Source organism: Kitasatospora sp. NPDC005856, assembly GCF_040629945.1.
Lineage (GTDB): Bacteria > Actinomycetota > Actinomycetes > Streptomycetales > Streptomycetaceae > Kitasatospora.
In genome coordinates, this window is sequence record NZ_JBEXWT010000007.1 from 49,251 (window position 1) to 64,202 (window position 14,952).

Annotated in this window: 17 protein-coding genes; 10 read left to right on the forward strand and 7 right to left on the reverse strand. The window is 73.3% G+C overall.

Translation table 11 applies throughout. The annotated features are described in order from the left end of the window. Window positions 1–37: 37 nt before the first annotated feature. The 5 genes from ABZ449_RS06795 to ABZ449_RS06815 all read left to right on the forward strand — a co-directional run bounded on the left by ABZ449_RS06795 (window position 38) and on the right by ABZ449_RS06815 (window position 5,050). Complete coding sequence (locus ABZ449_RS06795; RefSeq protein ID WP_360341630.1) at window positions 38–883, forward strand: STM4013/SEN3800 family hydrolase; 846 nt, start codon at window positions 38–40, stop codon at window positions 881–883. Continuing rightward, the gene (locus tag ABZ449_RS06800; protein ID WP_360341327.1) at window positions 880–2,214 is read left to right on the forward strand and encodes an STM4012 family radical SAM protein; all 1,335 of its coding nucleotides are present in this window, start codon (window positions 880–882) and stop codon (window positions 2,212–2,214) included. Before ABZ449_RS06795 ends, ABZ449_RS06800 begins: the two co-directional genes overlap by 4 nt. Window positions 2,215–2,225: 11 nt before the next feature. Beyond that, the gene (locus tag ABZ449_RS06805) at window positions 2,226–3,125 is read left to right on the forward strand and encodes an STM4011 family radical SAM protein (protein ID WP_360341330.1); all 900 of its coding nucleotides are present in this window, start codon (window positions 2,226–2,228) and stop codon (window positions 3,123–3,125) included. Window positions 3,126–3,410: 285 nt separating this feature from the next. Continuing rightward, window positions 3,411–4,568, forward strand: coding sequence for a class I SAM-dependent methyltransferase (locus ABZ449_RS06810; RefSeq protein WP_360341333.1), 1,158 nt, complete (start codon window positions 3,411–3,413; stop codon window positions 4,566–4,568). A 101-nt stretch (window positions 4,569–4,669) separates the two neighbouring features. Continuing rightward, window positions 4,670–5,050 carry a VOC family protein gene (locus tag ABZ449_RS06815; protein WP_360341336.1) on the forward strand — a complete coding sequence of 127 codons (381 nt, stop codon included), beginning with the start codon at window positions 4,670–4,672 and terminating at the stop codon, window positions 5,048–5,050. A 99-nt stretch (window positions 5,051–5,149) separates the two neighbouring features. Here ABZ449_RS06815 and ABZ449_RS06820 read toward each other — a convergent pair whose 3' ends face one another. Continuing rightward, window positions 5,150–5,860: a rhomboid-like protein gene (locus ABZ449_RS06820; RefSeq protein ID WP_360341339.1), complete on the reverse strand. Its 711-nt coding sequence runs from the start codon at window positions 5,858–5,860 to the stop codon at window positions 5,150–5,152. A gap of 251 nt (window positions 5,861–6,111) precedes the next feature. Between ABZ449_RS06820 and ABZ449_RS06825 the strand changes: the two genes are divergently transcribed. The 3 genes from ABZ449_RS06825 to ABZ449_RS06835 all read left to right on the forward strand — a co-directional run bounded on the left by ABZ449_RS06825 (window position 6,112) and on the right by ABZ449_RS06835 (window position 9,254). Beyond that, complete coding sequence (locus tag ABZ449_RS06825) at window positions 6,112–6,771, forward strand: rhomboid-like protein (protein ID WP_360341342.1); 660 nt, start codon at window positions 6,112–6,114, stop codon at window positions 6,769–6,771. Window positions 6,772–6,983: 212 nt separating this feature from the next. Beyond that, window positions 6,984–8,396 (forward strand): argininosuccinate synthase, encoded by a 1,413-nt coding sequence (argG, locus tag ABZ449_RS06830; RefSeq protein ID WP_360341345.1) that lies wholly within the window; start codon window positions 6,984–6,986, stop codon window positions 8,394–8,396. Window positions 8,397–8,585: 189 nt separating this feature from the next. Continuing rightward, entirely contained in the window at window positions 8,586–9,254 is a 669-nt protein-coding gene (locus ABZ449_RS06835) for a GAP family protein (RefSeq protein WP_360341348.1), read from the forward strand. Between the two features lie 126 nt (window positions 9,255–9,380). On the opposite strand, the gene ABZ449_RS06840 is transcribed toward ABZ449_RS06835, so the two are convergent. The 3 genes from ABZ449_RS06840 to ABZ449_RS06850 all read right to left on the reverse strand — a co-directional run bounded on the left by ABZ449_RS06840 (window position 9,381) and on the right by ABZ449_RS06850 (window position 11,647). Further along, the gene (locus tag ABZ449_RS06840; protein WP_360341351.1) at window positions 9,381–10,184 is read right to left on the reverse strand and encodes a hypothetical protein; all 804 of its coding nucleotides are present in this window, start codon (window positions 10,182–10,184) and stop codon (window positions 9,381–9,383) included. Window positions 10,185–10,192: 8 nt separating this feature from the next. After that, on the reverse strand, window positions 10,193–10,765 hold the full coding sequence (locus ABZ449_RS06845; RefSeq protein ID WP_360341354.1) for a sigma-70 family RNA polymerase sigma factor: 573 nt from the start codon (window positions 10,763–10,765) through the stop codon (window positions 10,193–10,195). Window positions 10,766–11,173: 408 nt separating this feature from the next. Next, window positions 11,174–11,647: a MarR family transcriptional regulator gene (locus tag ABZ449_RS06850; RefSeq protein ID WP_360341357.1), complete on the reverse strand. Its 474-nt coding sequence runs from the start codon at window positions 11,645–11,647 to the stop codon at window positions 11,174–11,176. Between the two features lie 169 nt (window positions 11,648–11,816). On the opposite strand from ABZ449_RS06850, the gene ABZ449_RS06855 reads away from it, so the two are divergent. Beyond that, window positions 11,817–12,227 (forward strand): organic hydroperoxide resistance protein, encoded by a 411-nt coding sequence (locus ABZ449_RS06855; protein WP_355266881.1) that lies wholly within the window; start codon window positions 11,817–11,819, stop codon window positions 12,225–12,227. A gap of 115 nt (window positions 12,228–12,342) precedes the next feature. Here ABZ449_RS06855 and ABZ449_RS06860 read toward each other — a convergent pair whose 3' ends face one another. Next, on the reverse strand, window positions 12,343–12,696 hold the full coding sequence (locus ABZ449_RS06860) for an SHOCT domain-containing protein (RefSeq protein WP_360341360.1): 354 nt from the start codon (window positions 12,694–12,696) through the stop codon (window positions 12,343–12,345). A 152-nt stretch (window positions 12,697–12,848) separates the two neighbouring features. Between ABZ449_RS06860 and ABZ449_RS06865 the strand changes: the two genes are divergently transcribed. After that, the gene (locus tag ABZ449_RS06865) at window positions 12,849–13,388 is read left to right on the forward strand and encodes a hypothetical protein (RefSeq protein WP_360341363.1); all 540 of its coding nucleotides are present in this window, start codon (window positions 12,849–12,851) and stop codon (window positions 13,386–13,388) included. A gap of 45 nt (window positions 13,389–13,433) precedes the next feature. Here ABZ449_RS06865 and ABZ449_RS06870 read toward each other — a convergent pair whose 3' ends face one another. Both ABZ449_RS06870 and ABZ449_RS06875 read right to left on the reverse strand, forming a co-directional pair. Next, the gene (locus tag ABZ449_RS06870; RefSeq protein ID WP_360341365.1) at window positions 13,434–14,084 is read right to left on the reverse strand and encodes a beta-glucanase; all 651 of its coding nucleotides are present in this window, start codon (window positions 14,082–14,084) and stop codon (window positions 13,434–13,436) included. A 143-nt stretch (window positions 14,085–14,227) separates the two neighbouring features. After that, entirely contained in the window at window positions 14,228–14,854 is a 627-nt protein-coding gene (locus tag ABZ449_RS06875) for a CBS domain-containing protein (RefSeq protein ID WP_360341633.1), read from the reverse strand. Window positions 14,855–14,952 lie beyond the last annotated feature (98 nt).

Below are 14,952 nucleotides of genomic sequence, written 5' to 3' on the forward strand. Positions count from 1 at the left end.
CCCTGCCCCGGCTCCCGCTCCCGCTCCCGCTCCCGACATGAACACCGTCGTGGGCAGTCACGACCTGCTGCTCGTCACCCTCGACACGCTCCGCTTCGACGTCGCCGAGGAACTGGCCGCCGCCGGCCGCATCCCTAACCTCGCCGCTGTCCTCCCCGGCGGCCGCTGGGAACGCCGACACGCGCCCGGCAGCTTCACTTACGCCTCCCACCAGGCGATCCTGGCCGGCTTCCTGCCTACCCCGGCCAACCCCGGCGGCCCGCACCCGCGCCTGTTCGCGGCACGCTTCGCCGGCTCCGAGAGCACCGCCCCGCGCACCTGGGTCTTCGACGCCCCCGACCTGCCGACGGCCCTGGCCGCGGCCGGGTACCGCACGGTGTGCATCGGCGGCGTCGGGTTCTTCAACAAGCAGGGCCCGCTGGGCTCGGTGCTCCCCGGCCTCTTCCAGGAGAGCCACTGGGCACCCGAGTCGGGCGTGGCCTCGCCGACGTCCTTCGAGGAGCAGGTCGCCCGGGCCGAGCGGGTCGCCGCCGAACAGCCCGCCGAACAGCCGCTGTTCCTCTTCCTGAACGTCTCGGCGCTGCACCAGCCGAACTGGTTCCACCTGCCCGGCGCCACCCGCGAGCACGGGGACTCGCGGGCCAGCCACGCCGCCGCCCTGGAGTACGTGGACGCGCACATCGGCCGGCTGTTCGCCGCGATGAGCGCCCGCCGCCCCTGCTTCGCGATCGTCTGTTCCGACCACGGCACCGCCTACGGCGAGGACGGCTACACCGGGCACCGGATCGGCCACGAGGTGGTCTGGACGGTCCCGTACGCCCACTTCACCCTCCCCGTCCGATCGGCGGCGGGCGCCACCGCGACCTCCGAGGAGCACGCATGACCACCGCACCCCTGCGCCCGGACTCGCCGTACCATTCCTACGTCTACGCGTACCCGCACAAGACGGCCTACCGCCCGCTGCCCGGGCGTCCGCCGCTGCGCGAGCTGTGGGCCGGCGAAGCGCAGCAGGCGCTCTCGCTCTACCTGCACATCCCGTTCTGCGAGGTCCGCTGCGGCTTCTGCAACCTGTTCACCCGGATCGGCAGCCCGGAGGGCCTGACCACGGCCTACCTGGACGCCCTGGAGCGGCAGGCCATGGCCGTCCGCGCGGCCCTGGACGACGGGGCCCGGTTCGCGCTGGCCGCGTTCGGTGGCGGCACCCCCACCTATCTGACGGCCGGTGAGCTGGAGCGGCTGTGCGACATCGCCGAGCGGCGGATGGGTGCCGATCTGCGGGCGATACCACTCTCGGTGGAGGCCTCGCCCGCCACCGCGACCGCCGACCGGCTGGAGGTGCTGGCCGCCCGGGGCACCACCCGACTGAGCCTGGGCGTGCAGTCCTTCGACGACGCCGAGGCGCGCTCCGCCGTCCGCCCGCAGAAACGGGCCGAAGTGGAGGCCGCCCTCGGCCGGATCCGCGCGGCCGGTTTCCCGGTGCTCAACATCGACCTCATCTACGGCATCGACGGCCAGACCGAGGCGAGCTGGCTCCGCTCGCTGGACACCGCGCTCGCGTGGCAGCCCGAGGAGCTGTACCTCTACCCGCTGTACGTCCGTCCGCTGACCGGCCTGGCCCGGCGCGGGGAGCAGGAGAGCCGGTCGGCCTGGGACGCCCGGCGGCTCGCCCTCTACCGGGCCGGTCGCGATCACCTGCTCGCCCACGGCTACCAGCAGGTGTCGATGCGGATGTTCCGCCGCTCCGCCTCCCCGCAGGCCGGGGCGAGCGAGTACGCCTGCCAGACCGACGGCATGGTCGGCCTGGGCTGCGGCGCCCGCTCCTACACCTCGCGGCTGCACTACTCCTTCGACTACGCGGTGAACGCCACCCAGGTGCGCGGCATCATCGACGACTACGTCGCCACCGAGGACTTCCACCGTGCCGAAGTGGGCCACTGGATGGACGGTACGGAGCCGCGCCGGCGCCATCTGGTGCAGTCGCTGCTCCAGGCCGAGGGCATGCCGCTGGCGGACTACCGCGCCCGGTTCGGCGGTTCACCGGCCGAGGACTTCCCTGCGGAACTGGCGGAGTTCGCCGAGCGCGGCTGGCTCGCCGAGGGCGATGCGGCGGTCCTGCGGCTCAGCCCGGAGGGGCTGGCGCACTCGGACGCCGTCGGGCCGATGCTGTTCTCGCCCGGGGTCCGGGCCCTGATGGCGGCGTACGAGGCGAAATGACCTTCCTCGGCATGCCCTCCGCCTCCCCGCCGCCGGAGGACGGCGCGCGGGACCTCACCCTGCTCTACCGCGGTCCGCTCTCCTCCTGCGACTACGACTGCCCGTACTGCCCGTTCGCGAAGCGGCGCGACAGCCCCGGGCAACTGCGGTCCGACCGGGCCGCGTTGGAGCGCTTCACCGGCTGGGCCGCCGGGCGCGCGGGCACCGGCGACACCCTGTCGCTGCTGTTCACCCCCTGGGGCGAGGGGCTGGTGCGGTCCTGGTACCGCCGGGCACTGGTCGAGCTGAGCCGTCTGCCGCACGTGCGCCGCGTCGCGATCCAGACCAACCTCAGCTGCCGCACGGGCTGGCTCGCCGAGGCGGACCTCGACACCCTCGCCCTCTGGGTCACCTTCCACCCCGGACAGGTCACTCGCGACCGCTTCCTCGCCAAGTGCCGCGAGCTGGACGCGCTCGGTGTGCGCTACAGCGTGGGCGTCGTCGGTCGGCCCGAGCACCTCGACGAGGCCCGCCGGCTGCGCGCCGAGCTCGCCGAGGACGTCTACCTGTGGGTCAACGCCGCCGAGGGCCTCGGCTACACCGACGCCGAGGCCGCCCGGTGGACGGCCCTCGACCCGCACTTCGGCTACAGCCGGCACGCCCATCCCAGCGCTGGGCTGCCATGCCGCACCGGCGAGTCCGTGCTGTCGGTGGACGGCGACGGCACCGTCCGCCGCTGCCACTTCGTCCGGGACGTCCTCGGCAACCTCTACGACGGCAGCTACCGCGCCCAACTACGCTCTCGGGCCTGCCCGTTGCCGGTCTGCGATTGCCACATCGGCTACGTCCACCTGGAGACCCTCCCGCTGTACGAGCTGTTCGGTGCGGGAGTGCTGGAGCGCGTGCCGCACGGCTGGCCGCAGGATCGGTGATAAATCGGTTGCGGGCCGGCCACTCTGTGTGAAAGCGTACGAACGACCGTGCAGCTCCAGCAGGTTCGGAAAGGAGGCCCGCAGATGATCAGTGGCATACGGCTCGCCGTCGTGCCGGGCCTCGTGCTCGGTGACACCCCGGCTCGCGCTTCGACGCGTGAGCCGCACCCGGCCTGACGCCCGCACCCGCCTCCTGGCGATGCCCCGGCCCGACGCGCCTGCTGCTCACCTCCTCGTCGAAGTGCTCTTCGTGCCCCCTTGCACGTTCGACCACGAGGAGCCCCGGTGTCCGACACCCGCCGGCCCAGCATCGTCCCCCTGTCCACCCTCTCCGTCCTGCCCGCACCCTGGCACAGCGAGAACGGCACGCCCCCGCCGCGCCGCCTGATCGCCGCCGATGGCACCCTGGGCGCCGAGGCCGCCTACCGGCTGGCCTGCGAGGGCACCGCCCTGCTCTGGCAGGGCGACTACCCCGGCGCACCCCGTCTCCTGCACGCCATGCGCCGCCGCGCCGAGCGGCGCCGACCCCGATCCGCCCCCGGCTCCCCGGCCGAGGCCTTCCGGCAGCACCGACAGGAGCGCGCCCGCCTCGCGCGCGTCCTCGGCACACTACTGGTGCCGCTCGACGCGGATCACCGCATCCGGCTCGACCGGGCGCCCGACGTCCGCGAGGCCTGCCTGGCGGCCTACGGACCGCTCCTTGACAACAGAATCGTGTCCCTCCGCGAACTCCTCGGTGTGATCGGCGCACACCAGTGGCGCACCAGGGGCGTCGAGGTTCCGGCCCTCGGCGCTCGTATCCACCCGCACTACGGGGTCTTCTCCCCCGTCCGCGGCGAGTACGTCGACCTCGTCGCCCGGGCGCCGCTGCCACCGGCCGCCCGGGTCCACCCCACCGCGTACGACCTCGGCACGGGAACGGGTGTGCTCGCCGCGCTCCTCGCCCGACGCGGCCTGCGCGAGGTCCTGGTCACCGACGCCAATCCACGCGCCCTCGCCTGTGCCCGCGACAACGCCCGCCGCCTCGGTCTCGCCGACCGAGTCGAGACCGCCGGCACCGGCCTCTACCCTCCCGGCCGGGGCCGTGCCGCCCTGGTCGTGTGCAATCCCCCCTGGCTGCCCGGCCGGCCGAGCTCCACCCTCGACGAGGGCGTCTACGACCGGGACAGCCGCATGCTCCGCGGTTTCCTCGACGGCCTGGCCGACCGCCTGCTCCCCGGCGGCGAGGGCTGGCTCGTCCTGTCCGACCTCGCAGAGCGCCTCGGCCTGCGGTCCCGCGCCGACCTGCTCGGCACCGTCTCCGGAGCCGGACTACGCGTCACCGGACGCCTCGACACCGCCCCCCGCCACCCTCGGGCCACCGCCGACGACCGGGCCGACCCCCTCCTGCGCGCCGCCCGCGGCGCCGAGGTCACCTCGCTCTGGAGGCTCGCCCCGGCATGACACCCGGCGACCTCCTGCACACAGCCCGAAGCGGCTCCGCCCTCACCGGGCGGTACCGCCCGTACGTCCCTAGCCTGGTGACAGGGAGGAGGCGAAACACCATGCTTGGAGACGCTCCGCTGCAAGCAGTCATCCCCGCCACCGATCTCGCCCGCGCCAAGGCCTTCTACACCGACATCCTCGGCCTCAAGCTCACCGAGGAGGGTGAGGAGGAGTTCATCTGCGACACCGGCGGCACCCAGTTCACCGTCTACCGCACCCCCAGCGGCGGGCAGGCCGCCCACACCCTCGCCAGCTTCAAGGTCTCCGACCTCGACGGCGAGATGGCGAGCCTGCGCGATCGCGGCATCACCTTCGAGGAGTACGACTTCCCCGGTCTGCAGACCGTCAACGGCGTCGCCGAAGGCGAGGGCATGCGCGCGGCGTGGTTCAAGGACAGCGAGGGCAACATCCTCTGCGTGTCCCAGCGGGTCGGCCGGTAGTCGTACCGCCGCCCGGCCCGGTCGGCGGGCGATCTTCGGAATCCGCCCGCCGACCCGTCCGACCCACGACACGGCACCGCCGTCGGTCACCGCCGTCGGTCACCGCCCGCGTGCCCGCCGCCAGACCGTGCGGGCCGCGGCGACCGGATCGAAGGAGCCCGGGCGGTCCCGGGTCAGCGGGTAGCAGGCGAATCCGATCAGCGCCGCACTCAAGTGGCCGACACTGGTGTAGTCCCGGCTCTGCAGCACACCCAGCCCGTAGACCAACAGCACTCCCGCCGCGTAGAGGTACCGCCAGGGCCGCACGATCAGATAGGTGAGTACCGCGACCACTCCGGCCAGCGCGTAGCTGACGCCGTAGTCCAGGGTGTAGACCGCCCTCGGCGGGGCCAGCCCACGGTGGATCGCCCAGCCGAGCACACCCTCGCTGAGGTAGGTGGCGCCGACGTGCGCGAGCCCCGCCACCGAGATCCAGCGCAGCGTCCCGAGCCAGCGCTCTGCGGGCACATGGAAGAGGTTGTACAGCAGGAAGTAGAACGGCCAGCCGCCGCCCGCGATCCACAGGGCACTGGTCACCAGGACGCGCACCGGCGAGACCTGGAGGTGATGCAGGTTGGTCGAACGCCGTTCCAGGATGCGGTCGGCGGTCGCCGGGTCGACGTGCCGGATCACCTGGGTGGTGACGAGCAGGATCGCCAGCCAGATGTAGGTGCCCGGCGCGCGCCGGACGTACGCCCACACCCCGTGGGCGCCACGCGTCCACGGGGGCCGCCGGTGCACCTCGGAGTCCTTGGCGGTGCTGTCGGCCATCGACGCCTCCTCGACACTCCTTCCCCTCACCCTCACCCCCGCCCGGCCCCACCGCCACCCACGCCACCACGCGCACCCGCCGCCCCGGCCCTCCACACGCGCCGCCTCCACCCCGTCTCCACCCCGCCTCCGGGCCCGAGGCCGTCCCGCCGCTCGCGTACGCTGACGCTCGGACCGCCCCGGCCGCGACCCTCCCGGCCACGCACCGGGCGAGCCGGTTCCGGGAACCGCCGAACAAGGGCACCAGGCAGATGAGCGATCGCCTCGCCACGAGGACACCGACCGGCCCCGTTGCGTCCCGCCGCCCCGCACTGAGAGCCGCCGTCCGGCTACGGCTCACCACGGCGTACGTCCTGCTGCTGACCGTGACCGCCGCCTGGCTGGCGAGCCAGAGCCACGCCGAGCGGGCCCGGTTCGTACGGCACAACAGCAGCAACGTCCACCACATGGAATTGGGCAAGTGGTGGACCATGTTCACCAGCGGCCTCGTGGTCGACGGGGTTCCGTCCTGGGCAGGCATCGCGGCGGTCGCCGTCGTCCTGGGCCTGGCCGAGTGGCGCTGGGGTCCGGCCCGGGCGGGTGCGGTCTTCGTCTTCGGTCACCTGGGCGCCACCCTGCTCACCGAGGGCGCCATGTGGGTGATGCTGACGCTCCGCATCCCGGGCGCGCTCTCCCGAGCCCGGGACGTGGGCATCAGCTACGGCCTGGTGGCCACCGGTGCCTACCTCCTCGCGCTCGGCCCACTCGCGCTGCGCCGCTACGGCCTGCCGGCACTCGCCCTGGCCCTGGCCATCGTCTGGGCGCTGGACCAGCAGCTGGCCGACGCCGGCCACCTGGTCGCCCTCGGGCTGGGCGCGCTCGCCTCCCGTACCGCCTGGCTACGCACCCGGGCACCCGCCCCGGCCTCCTGATCCGCCTCAACTCCCGCCCCAACCAACCGAGTCGGCCGGATCATCGCTCGGCGACCGGCGGCCGGGCGAGCTCCCGCCACCATCCGGTCTTCGTATGCTCTTGCATTGCTCTGCAAATCTATGCCAGAGTTCGGGCATCGGATCGATTACGCCGAATCCCGTCACACGTCGCTAGATCAGGGGCCCGCTCCACGCGGGTCAAGGGTGCATCCATGTCGAAGGTCTTGAGCAAGCTGCCGGTCGGTGAACGGATCGGCATCGCATTCTCCGGTGGGTTGGACACCTCCGTCGCCGTTGCGTGGATGCGCGAGCACGGCGCCTTCCCCTACGCCTACACGGCCGACATCGGCCAGTACGACGAGCCGAACCTCGCCGACGTCCCGGCCCGTGGCCGCGCCTACGGCGCCGAGCAGGCGCGGCTGGTCGACTGCCGGGCCGCGCTGGTCGAGGAGGGCCTGGCAGCCCTCGCCTGCGGCGCCTTCCACATCCGCTCCGCCGGGCAGACGTACTTCAACACCACCCCGCTCGGCCGCGCCGTGACCGGCACCCTGCTGGTGCGCGCCATGCAGGAGGACGGCGTTTCCATCTGGGGCGACGGCTCCACCTACAAGGGCAACGACATCGAGCGGTTCTACCGCTACGGCCTGCTCGCCAACCCCAACCTGCGGATCTACAAGCCGTGGCTGGACCAGGCGTTCGTCGACCAGCTCGGCGGCCGCAAGGAGATGTCGGAGTGGCTCGCCGAGCGCGACCTGCCGTACCGGGACTCCGCCGAGAAGGCCTACTCCACCGACGCCAACATCTGGGGCGCCACCCACGAGGCCAAGCGGCTGGAGTACCTGGACGCCTCCCTGGAGATCGTCAGCCCGATCATGGGCGTGGCCTTCTGGGACCCGGCGGTCGAGATCCAGACCGAGGACGTCACCGTCGAGTTCGAGTTCGGCCGCCCGGTCCGGATCAACGGCCAGGAGTTCGCCGGCGCCGTCGACCTGGTCCACGAGGCCAACACCATCGGCGGCCGGCACGGTCTGGGCATGTCGGACCAGATCGAGAACCGCATCATCGAGGCCAAGAGCCGTGGCATCTACGAGGCCCCGGGCATGGCGCTGCTGCACATCGCCTACGAGCGGCTGCTGAACGCCATCCACAACGAGGACACCCTCGCCACGTACCACACCCAGGGTCGGCGGCTCGGCCGGCTGCTCTACGAGGGCCGCTGGTTCGACCCGCAGTCGCTGATGCTCCGGGACAGCATCCAGCGCTGGATCGGCCACCCGGTCACCGGCAGCGTCACCCTGCGGCTGCGGCGCGGCCAGGACTACTCGGTCATCGACACCCAGGGCCCCAACTTCAGCTACCACCCCGAGAAGCTGTCGATGGAGCGCAGCGTCGATGCCGCGTTCGTCCCGGACGACCGCATCGGCCAGCTGACCATGCGCAACCTCGACATCGCCGATTCGCGCAGCAAGCTGGAGCAGTACGCGGTGCACGGCCAGCTGGCGCCGTGGAGCGGCCTGATCGGCGAGCTCGCCCCGGGCGGTGCGGCCCCCATCGCCGCCGGCACCGGTGACGAGGAGGACTCGACCGCGCTCGACCACGCGGCGATCGAGTCCGGCACCGACTGACGCACCTCGCGCCCGCGGAGGGCCGTCGCACCCCAGTGGTGCGGCGACCCTCCGCCGTTCACCATCCGCTCGCCGCCCACTCACCGCGCGGCCCCGCCCTCACCCGAACGGCGGCTCCGGCCGTGCGCCGCCCGCCCGTCCGTAGCTGAATGGCGGACGGCGCCCGGCGACGGGAAGGCAGGTACCGCGATGGGTGAGGCGATCGGCCCGATGCTGGCCTCCGCGGTGGCGGTCGCGCTCAGCCCGCTGCCGCTGATCGCCGTCCTCCTGATCCTCGCCTCCCCGCGCGGCCGGACCAACGGGATCGCCTTCACGATCGGTTGGCTGCTCGGCCTTAGCGCGGTGGCGGGCGCCGTCCTGGCGGCGGGAACCGCGTTGAACCCCGCCCGCGCCACGCCGACCTGGCCGTCCTGGCTGAAGCTCGCCCTCGGCACCGTGCTCCTCCTGCTGGCCGCCCGGCAGTGGCACGAGCGGCCCCGCCCCGGCCGGGTCACCGCGCCGCCGGTCTGGCTGCTCTCGATCGACCGGCTGTCCGCCGCCCGGTCCGCCGGTCTCGCCGCGGTCCTGGTCGTGGCCCGTCCGACGACCCTCGTCCCGGCCGTCGGCGGGGCCGCCTCCATCGCCGCCGCCCCGACCGGCGGCGGGGAGAAGGCGGTGGCCGCCGCCGTATTGGTGCTGCTCGGCTCGCTGGGCACCCTGGTGCCCTTCGCCGTCCACCTCCGGGCCGACGACCGCGCGTGGCACTCCCTCGGCGAGTTGCGGGCCTGGACGGCCACGCACAACGCGGCGATCATGGTCGCCGTCCCGCTGCTGCTCGGCGCCGAGTACCTTGGCGCCGCCGTGTCCGGGCTCACCTGAACCCTCTGAACTCCGGCCCGCCCACTCTCCCCCACGCCCGCACCCACTCGCGCCCACGCCCGCACCCAGGCCCACTCCCGCCCCGCCCCGCCCCGCCCAACCAGCAGGCCCCGGCGTCCGCACCGGTCAGCGAATCCGTACCACCCCCCGCCCGCGCACGGCCCGGACCCCCAGCCGCCCGGGGTCGGCCCTCGGCCGCGCCGCGACCGCCTCCCGCACCGTCAGCAGGATCTCGCCGTCGTAGCGCTCCGCCAGCAGCCGCGCCAGCTCCGCCGCCCCACCCGGCCGCACGTCCGGCGCCAGCTCCGGCAGCCGGCCCGGGGCGCTGAGGTCCTGGGCCTGGGCGGCCCAGTGGGCCGCGTCGCACCGCTCGCCCTCGGCGGTGTAGTGCACCGCCAGGCAGTGCACGGCCAACTGGTCCCCGTACTGGGCGGCTATCCGCCACCAGAAGACGCCGTCCGCCGTGCGGCCCATGCCGTACAGCAGGCAGCCGAGGGTGCGGAAAGCCGTCTTCTCGGCGAGTTCGAGATCCAGGGCCAGCTCGCCCGGCTCCACGGCGCCCGCCACCCCCGCGCAGAGGTGCCGCAGGTCGCGCCGCAGCTCCGCCCGTCCTCCGGCCCACCGGGGCTGCCCCGGGACGGCATCGGGACCGGGCCCCGACCCCGGGCCGGAGCCGGCGCCCACGCCGGCCCCGGCACCCAGCCCTGAGCCCGCCCCCACGGCCGCGCCGGGGCTCGGTCCCGAGAGCGGAGAATGCGGCGGCCGGACACCGGCGGGCGGCCGGGCGGGACGTTCGCGCACCGTGGGGGCGGGCCGTCGGGTGGCGGCGAGCCGCTCGGCCAGCCGGCGCGTGAAATCCACCGGATCGTGGTCGTCGAACTCCCGCGTCAGCTCGACGGCGTGCACACGCAGCAGGTCCACGACCTTCATGTCCGCCCTCATGTCCGCGCCCCGCCGTCGTCCGGGTGCTCCAACAGGTACTCCAGGTGGCGCCGCCCGAGGCTGTAGTAGGTCCTGGCGGTGGTGTGGGCGATACCGAGGGACCGTCCGATGTCGTGGTACGACAGTCCCGCCTGGCGCAGCCGGACCACGTCGGCCTGGACCGGCGCGGCCCGCGCGAGTTCCTCCATCGCCCAGTCCAGGGCGTCCAGTTCGGCGAGCTCGTTCAGCTCGTCCTGGCTGGTGTCGGGACGGCGCTGGGCGATCACCCGCAATCGCTTGCGTTCGGCGCGGCGGCGCTCGCGCAGCACGTCCACGACCGCGTCCTTGACGACCTTGAAGGCAAAGGCCTGCGGATCGGGGCTGGCCAGGGCCCGGCGCCAGTTCTTGTAGAGCGTGGTGCCCGCGTTCTGGACGGCGTCCTGGGCGTCCTCACGGTGCCGCAGGCGCTGTTGGGCGTAGCGGAGGTAGCCCGAGTTCTCGCGGGTGAAGAAGGCCTCGAAGTCGTTCGGCAGGTCGCCGAGCGGGTCGGCTCGCAGGCCCCGCTCCTCGCCCGGCCCGGGAGTGCTCACGCGGCCCCCCTTTCGTCGGTCAGCTGGCCGGCCCACCGGGTGGCACGCCGACGGCCCCTTGGGGGCTCGTGGTGTAACCGTCCGGGAGCTCCGGGATGTCGACCGGATCGGGCGGACAATTGCCGAAGGTTTCCGTTCACTTCCGAACAGCACGGCTGACCTGCCGCTTCGCCCCCCGGGGCCCGACCGAAGGGGCAACCATGTGACCCACATCACAGTGAACGAGGGAGCCGCTTGACAAGCCCCACCACCCCACCCTGACCCCCAGGCCCCGACAGACCCACCCGGGCCACCCCGCAGCCCCGCCCGACACCCCACCCCATGACCCCACCCGACGACCCCGCCCCGCGGACCCGCGAGACCCCGCACCCACCCCGCACGCACGGGGGACGGGGGCATGCCACCCCCCTACGGGGCCGGCTCCACCTCCGCCGCGTCCAGCGCGGCGGTCACCCGGTCCAGCAGCCCGCGCAGCGCGGCGAGGTCCTCGACCGGCAGCGCAGTGGCCGCGAGCAGTCGGCGCGGGACCTGGCCGGCCCGCTCGCGCAGCGCCGACCCCTCGGAGGTCAGGCGGACGGTGACCGACCGCTCGTCCTCCGGGCTGCGCTCGCGGCGCACCAGCCCGGCCGCTTCCAGTCGCTTGAGCAGCGGGGAGAGCGTCCCGGAGTCCAGCCTCAGCCGTTCGCCGATCCGCTTGACGGGCAGCTCACCCTCCTCCCACAGCACCAGCATGACCAGGTACTGCGGGTAGGTCAGCCCGAGGTCCCGCAGCAGCACCCGGTACACGCCACCGAAGGCACGGGAGGCCGCGTTGAGCGAGAAACAGATCTGCTGGTCGAGGCGGAGCAGTTCCTCGTCGGCCAGGCCGGGGTGGGTGGTCATGAACCCATGGTACCGATCGCCATCACGCCATTGAGTTGTGCGCAATTGAATTGCGTGCTCTACTTGTTTCAGCGCAGCGACGACCCAGCGGCCGCCGCGAAGCGCACCGGGCGGACGACCGCCCGGACAACCGACCGCAGGAACATCCAGGACCTGAAGGGACGCCACCATGGACGCGCTCTACACCGCAGCCGCCACCGCCAACGGCCGGGAGGGCCGTGCCGTCAGCTCCGACGGACAGCTGGACCTCGCACTGGCCATGCCGCCGGCGCTCGGTGGCAGCGGTCAGGGCACCAACCCCGAGCAGCTCTTCGCCGCCGGCTACGCCGCCTGCTTCGCCAGCGCCCTCGGCCTGGTCGGCCGACAGGCCCGGGTGGACACCAGCGAGGTCTCGGTGACGGCCGAGGTGTCCATCGGCAAGGACGGGGCCGGCTTCGGCCTCGCCGTCGTGCTGCGCGTCGAGCTGCCCGAGTCCCTCGCGGGCGAGACCGGCGAGCTGCTGGTCAAGCAGGCGCACGAGGTCTGCCCGTACTCCCGCGCCACCCGGGGCAACATCCCGGTCGAGCTGGTCGTCGAGTAGGCGCCCGGCCGTCGGCTGGCCGCCGAGGCTCTTTGACCGGTCACTCCGGCCCCGCCGCTCGAGTGGGCCCGCAGCACGCGAAGTGCTGCGGGCCCATCCGAGCGTCACTCCGGGGTCAACCGCCACCCGGCCCGTTCGCCGAGCGCAGCGTCTCCAGTCGGTGTCGGTACTCCTCCGCGTCGATCTCACCCCGTGCGAACCGCTCCGCGAGCAACTGCTCCGGGGGCGTCCCCTGGCCTCCTTGGCTCCCCTGATCCGCCTGGCCCCAGCCCTGCGGGCCACCCGCCCCGGATCCACCGACACCCGGAGCCGCCCGACCGGGCGGGATCGGCTGCCGCGAGCGCGACACGTAGCGGAACAGGGCGACGGCCAGGAGCACGACGATCACCAGGAGCAGCAGCGTCCCGAACGCCATGAACCCCACACCCCAGCCACCCATGCCGTGGCCGTGTCCGTGCCAGTACCTCATCAGGACCTCCTCCTCCGGCCCCGTCGGGGCCCGCCGAGGTGAGCAGCGCCTACCACCATCCTGCGCCCGTCAGTGGTGAAAGCGGCGTGAGGGAAGCCTGAGAAAACGGTCCGGCACTCCTGCGCGGCACCCACCGGGGTAGCGTGCCGCTCGTGACCCACCACCCGCCGCCCGCGCCCCACCCCCAGTGGCCCACGGCTCACCAGCCACTCACGGCCTTCCAGGGACAGGACGACGACCGCTCCCCCGAGCAGCTCGTCGCCGCCGGTGTGCTGCGGCGCCACCCGGACCCGCGCCCCCATCCGGCACTCGGCCACTCCCCCATCGACTACGTCACCACCGCGCTCTGGGCCGAGCTCACCGCCCTCGCCATCGCGCCGGCCGCCGCCGAGTCCACCGCCACCGCGCTGCTGCACGCCATCGCCGAACGCGCCGTGGACGCGGCGCTCGCCCCGGGCAACGAGCGTGCCCCGCGCGACGACCTGTACGTGACCGACCCCGCCCACATCGGCCCGCACCGCCGGGCGGTCTGGTTCCAGCGTTCCGGCCCGTACGGCTCCCCCAGCGTGACCGGCCTGCACCAACCACAGGACCGACGCGACCCGCACACCCTGCTCACCCCGCTCGACCCACGCGGCGGCTACACGCCCCGTCGCCCGATCATCGCCGCCTTCGCACCCCACGAGCTGTAGGCACGCCACCCCGTAGGCCCGCCCGGCCACTCGACGCCCACCCGCTCAGCGCTCGACCTGCAGGCTGCGGCACACCCAGCTCAGCCGGTCCGGCCCGCCGTACGGCGGCCGGGGGTGGTACGTCCCGTCCGCCACCGACATGTTGACGATCAGGTACGCGTGCCACCCGGCCCCGACGCCGTGCAGGTCCGCGTAGACCAGTTCGTCCTCCACGTACCAGTCCACCGAGTTCGCGCCGAGCACCACCCGCAGATCGAAGGTCGCCCCCGGCCCGATCCCGGCGCTCGCGCCGTGCCAGTACCGGTAGCCGCCCCGGACGTGGTTGGAGATCTCCAGCAGGTCGGGGTTGTCCGGGTGGTACTCGAAGAAGTCCACCTCGTTGCCGCCGTCCCGCCAGGTCCAGATCGCCGGCCAGGCGCCGAGTTCGACGGGCAGCGTCACGCTCGCCGACAGCACGTCCCCGGCCCGGAGTTGGAAACCGTCCGGACTGCCCTCGGTGGTCAGCAGGTTGCAGCTCCACAACCCGCCGCTGTGCCGCCGCACCGCCGCGAACACTCCGTCGGGGCAGTAGTCGCGGCTGAGGTAGTCGAGTTTGTGGTCGCTCCGGTTGGTCGGCCCCATCCGGGGGTAGGCGCTGCTGCGCCCGGCGATCCACTGACTGGTCGAAGTGAAGTCGGCGTCGAACACGACCGTCACGGCCGCCTCCCCGAAGCTCCGGCGTCCCGGAGGTCCACACCACCGGGCACACAGGGTGAGTTACCCGATACCCTCCGCAGTATGCGAAGCGGATCGTTCGGGTCCGACGCGAACGTGCGATTCGGGGCGGCCGACGCAGCCGGTCAGCCGACCGGCGCCGCCCCTTCGGCCCCGAGCCGGTCGGTCACCGAGACCACCCCGTCCACCGAGCGGCACAGGTTGAGCACGATCGGCACCAGGTGCGGCTCGGGCACGGTGCCGCTCAGCACCACCCGCCCCTGATTGACCTCCACCCCGATCTGCGCCGGGCTGACCCCGTCGATCCGGCCGAGCACCTCCTCGACGATCTCGCGCCGGATCACCACGTCCTCGCGCAGGAACACCCGCAGCAGGTCACCGCGGCTGACCATGCCGATCACCCGTCCGTCCTCGTCCAGCACCGGCAGCCGCTTCAGGCCGTGCCGGCTCATCAGCCGAGCCGCCGCGACGACGCTGGTGTCCGGGGTGGTGCAGACCGGCTGCGCCGTCATCAGGTCGGCCGCGGTCACCTCGCCGTCCGGCCCCGCCTGCACCGACTCCGGCGCGGGCAGCAGGCTGGCCGGGTCCTCCTGCGCGGCCAGGGTGCGGAGCAGGTCGGCCTCCGAGACCACGCCGAGCGGCCGCGTCTCCGCGTCCACCACGGGTACGCCGGTGATGTCGTAGTCGCTCAGCAGCGCCACGATCTCCCGGAATCCGGTCTCCGGTGAGACCAGGACGACGGGGCTGGTCATCACGGATTCGACGGTGGCATGCCGCACGCCGGTTCACCTCGTCCAACGATCCTGGTCCGACCGGGCACGGGTCGTCCCGGCCGGTACCGGCAGCATCG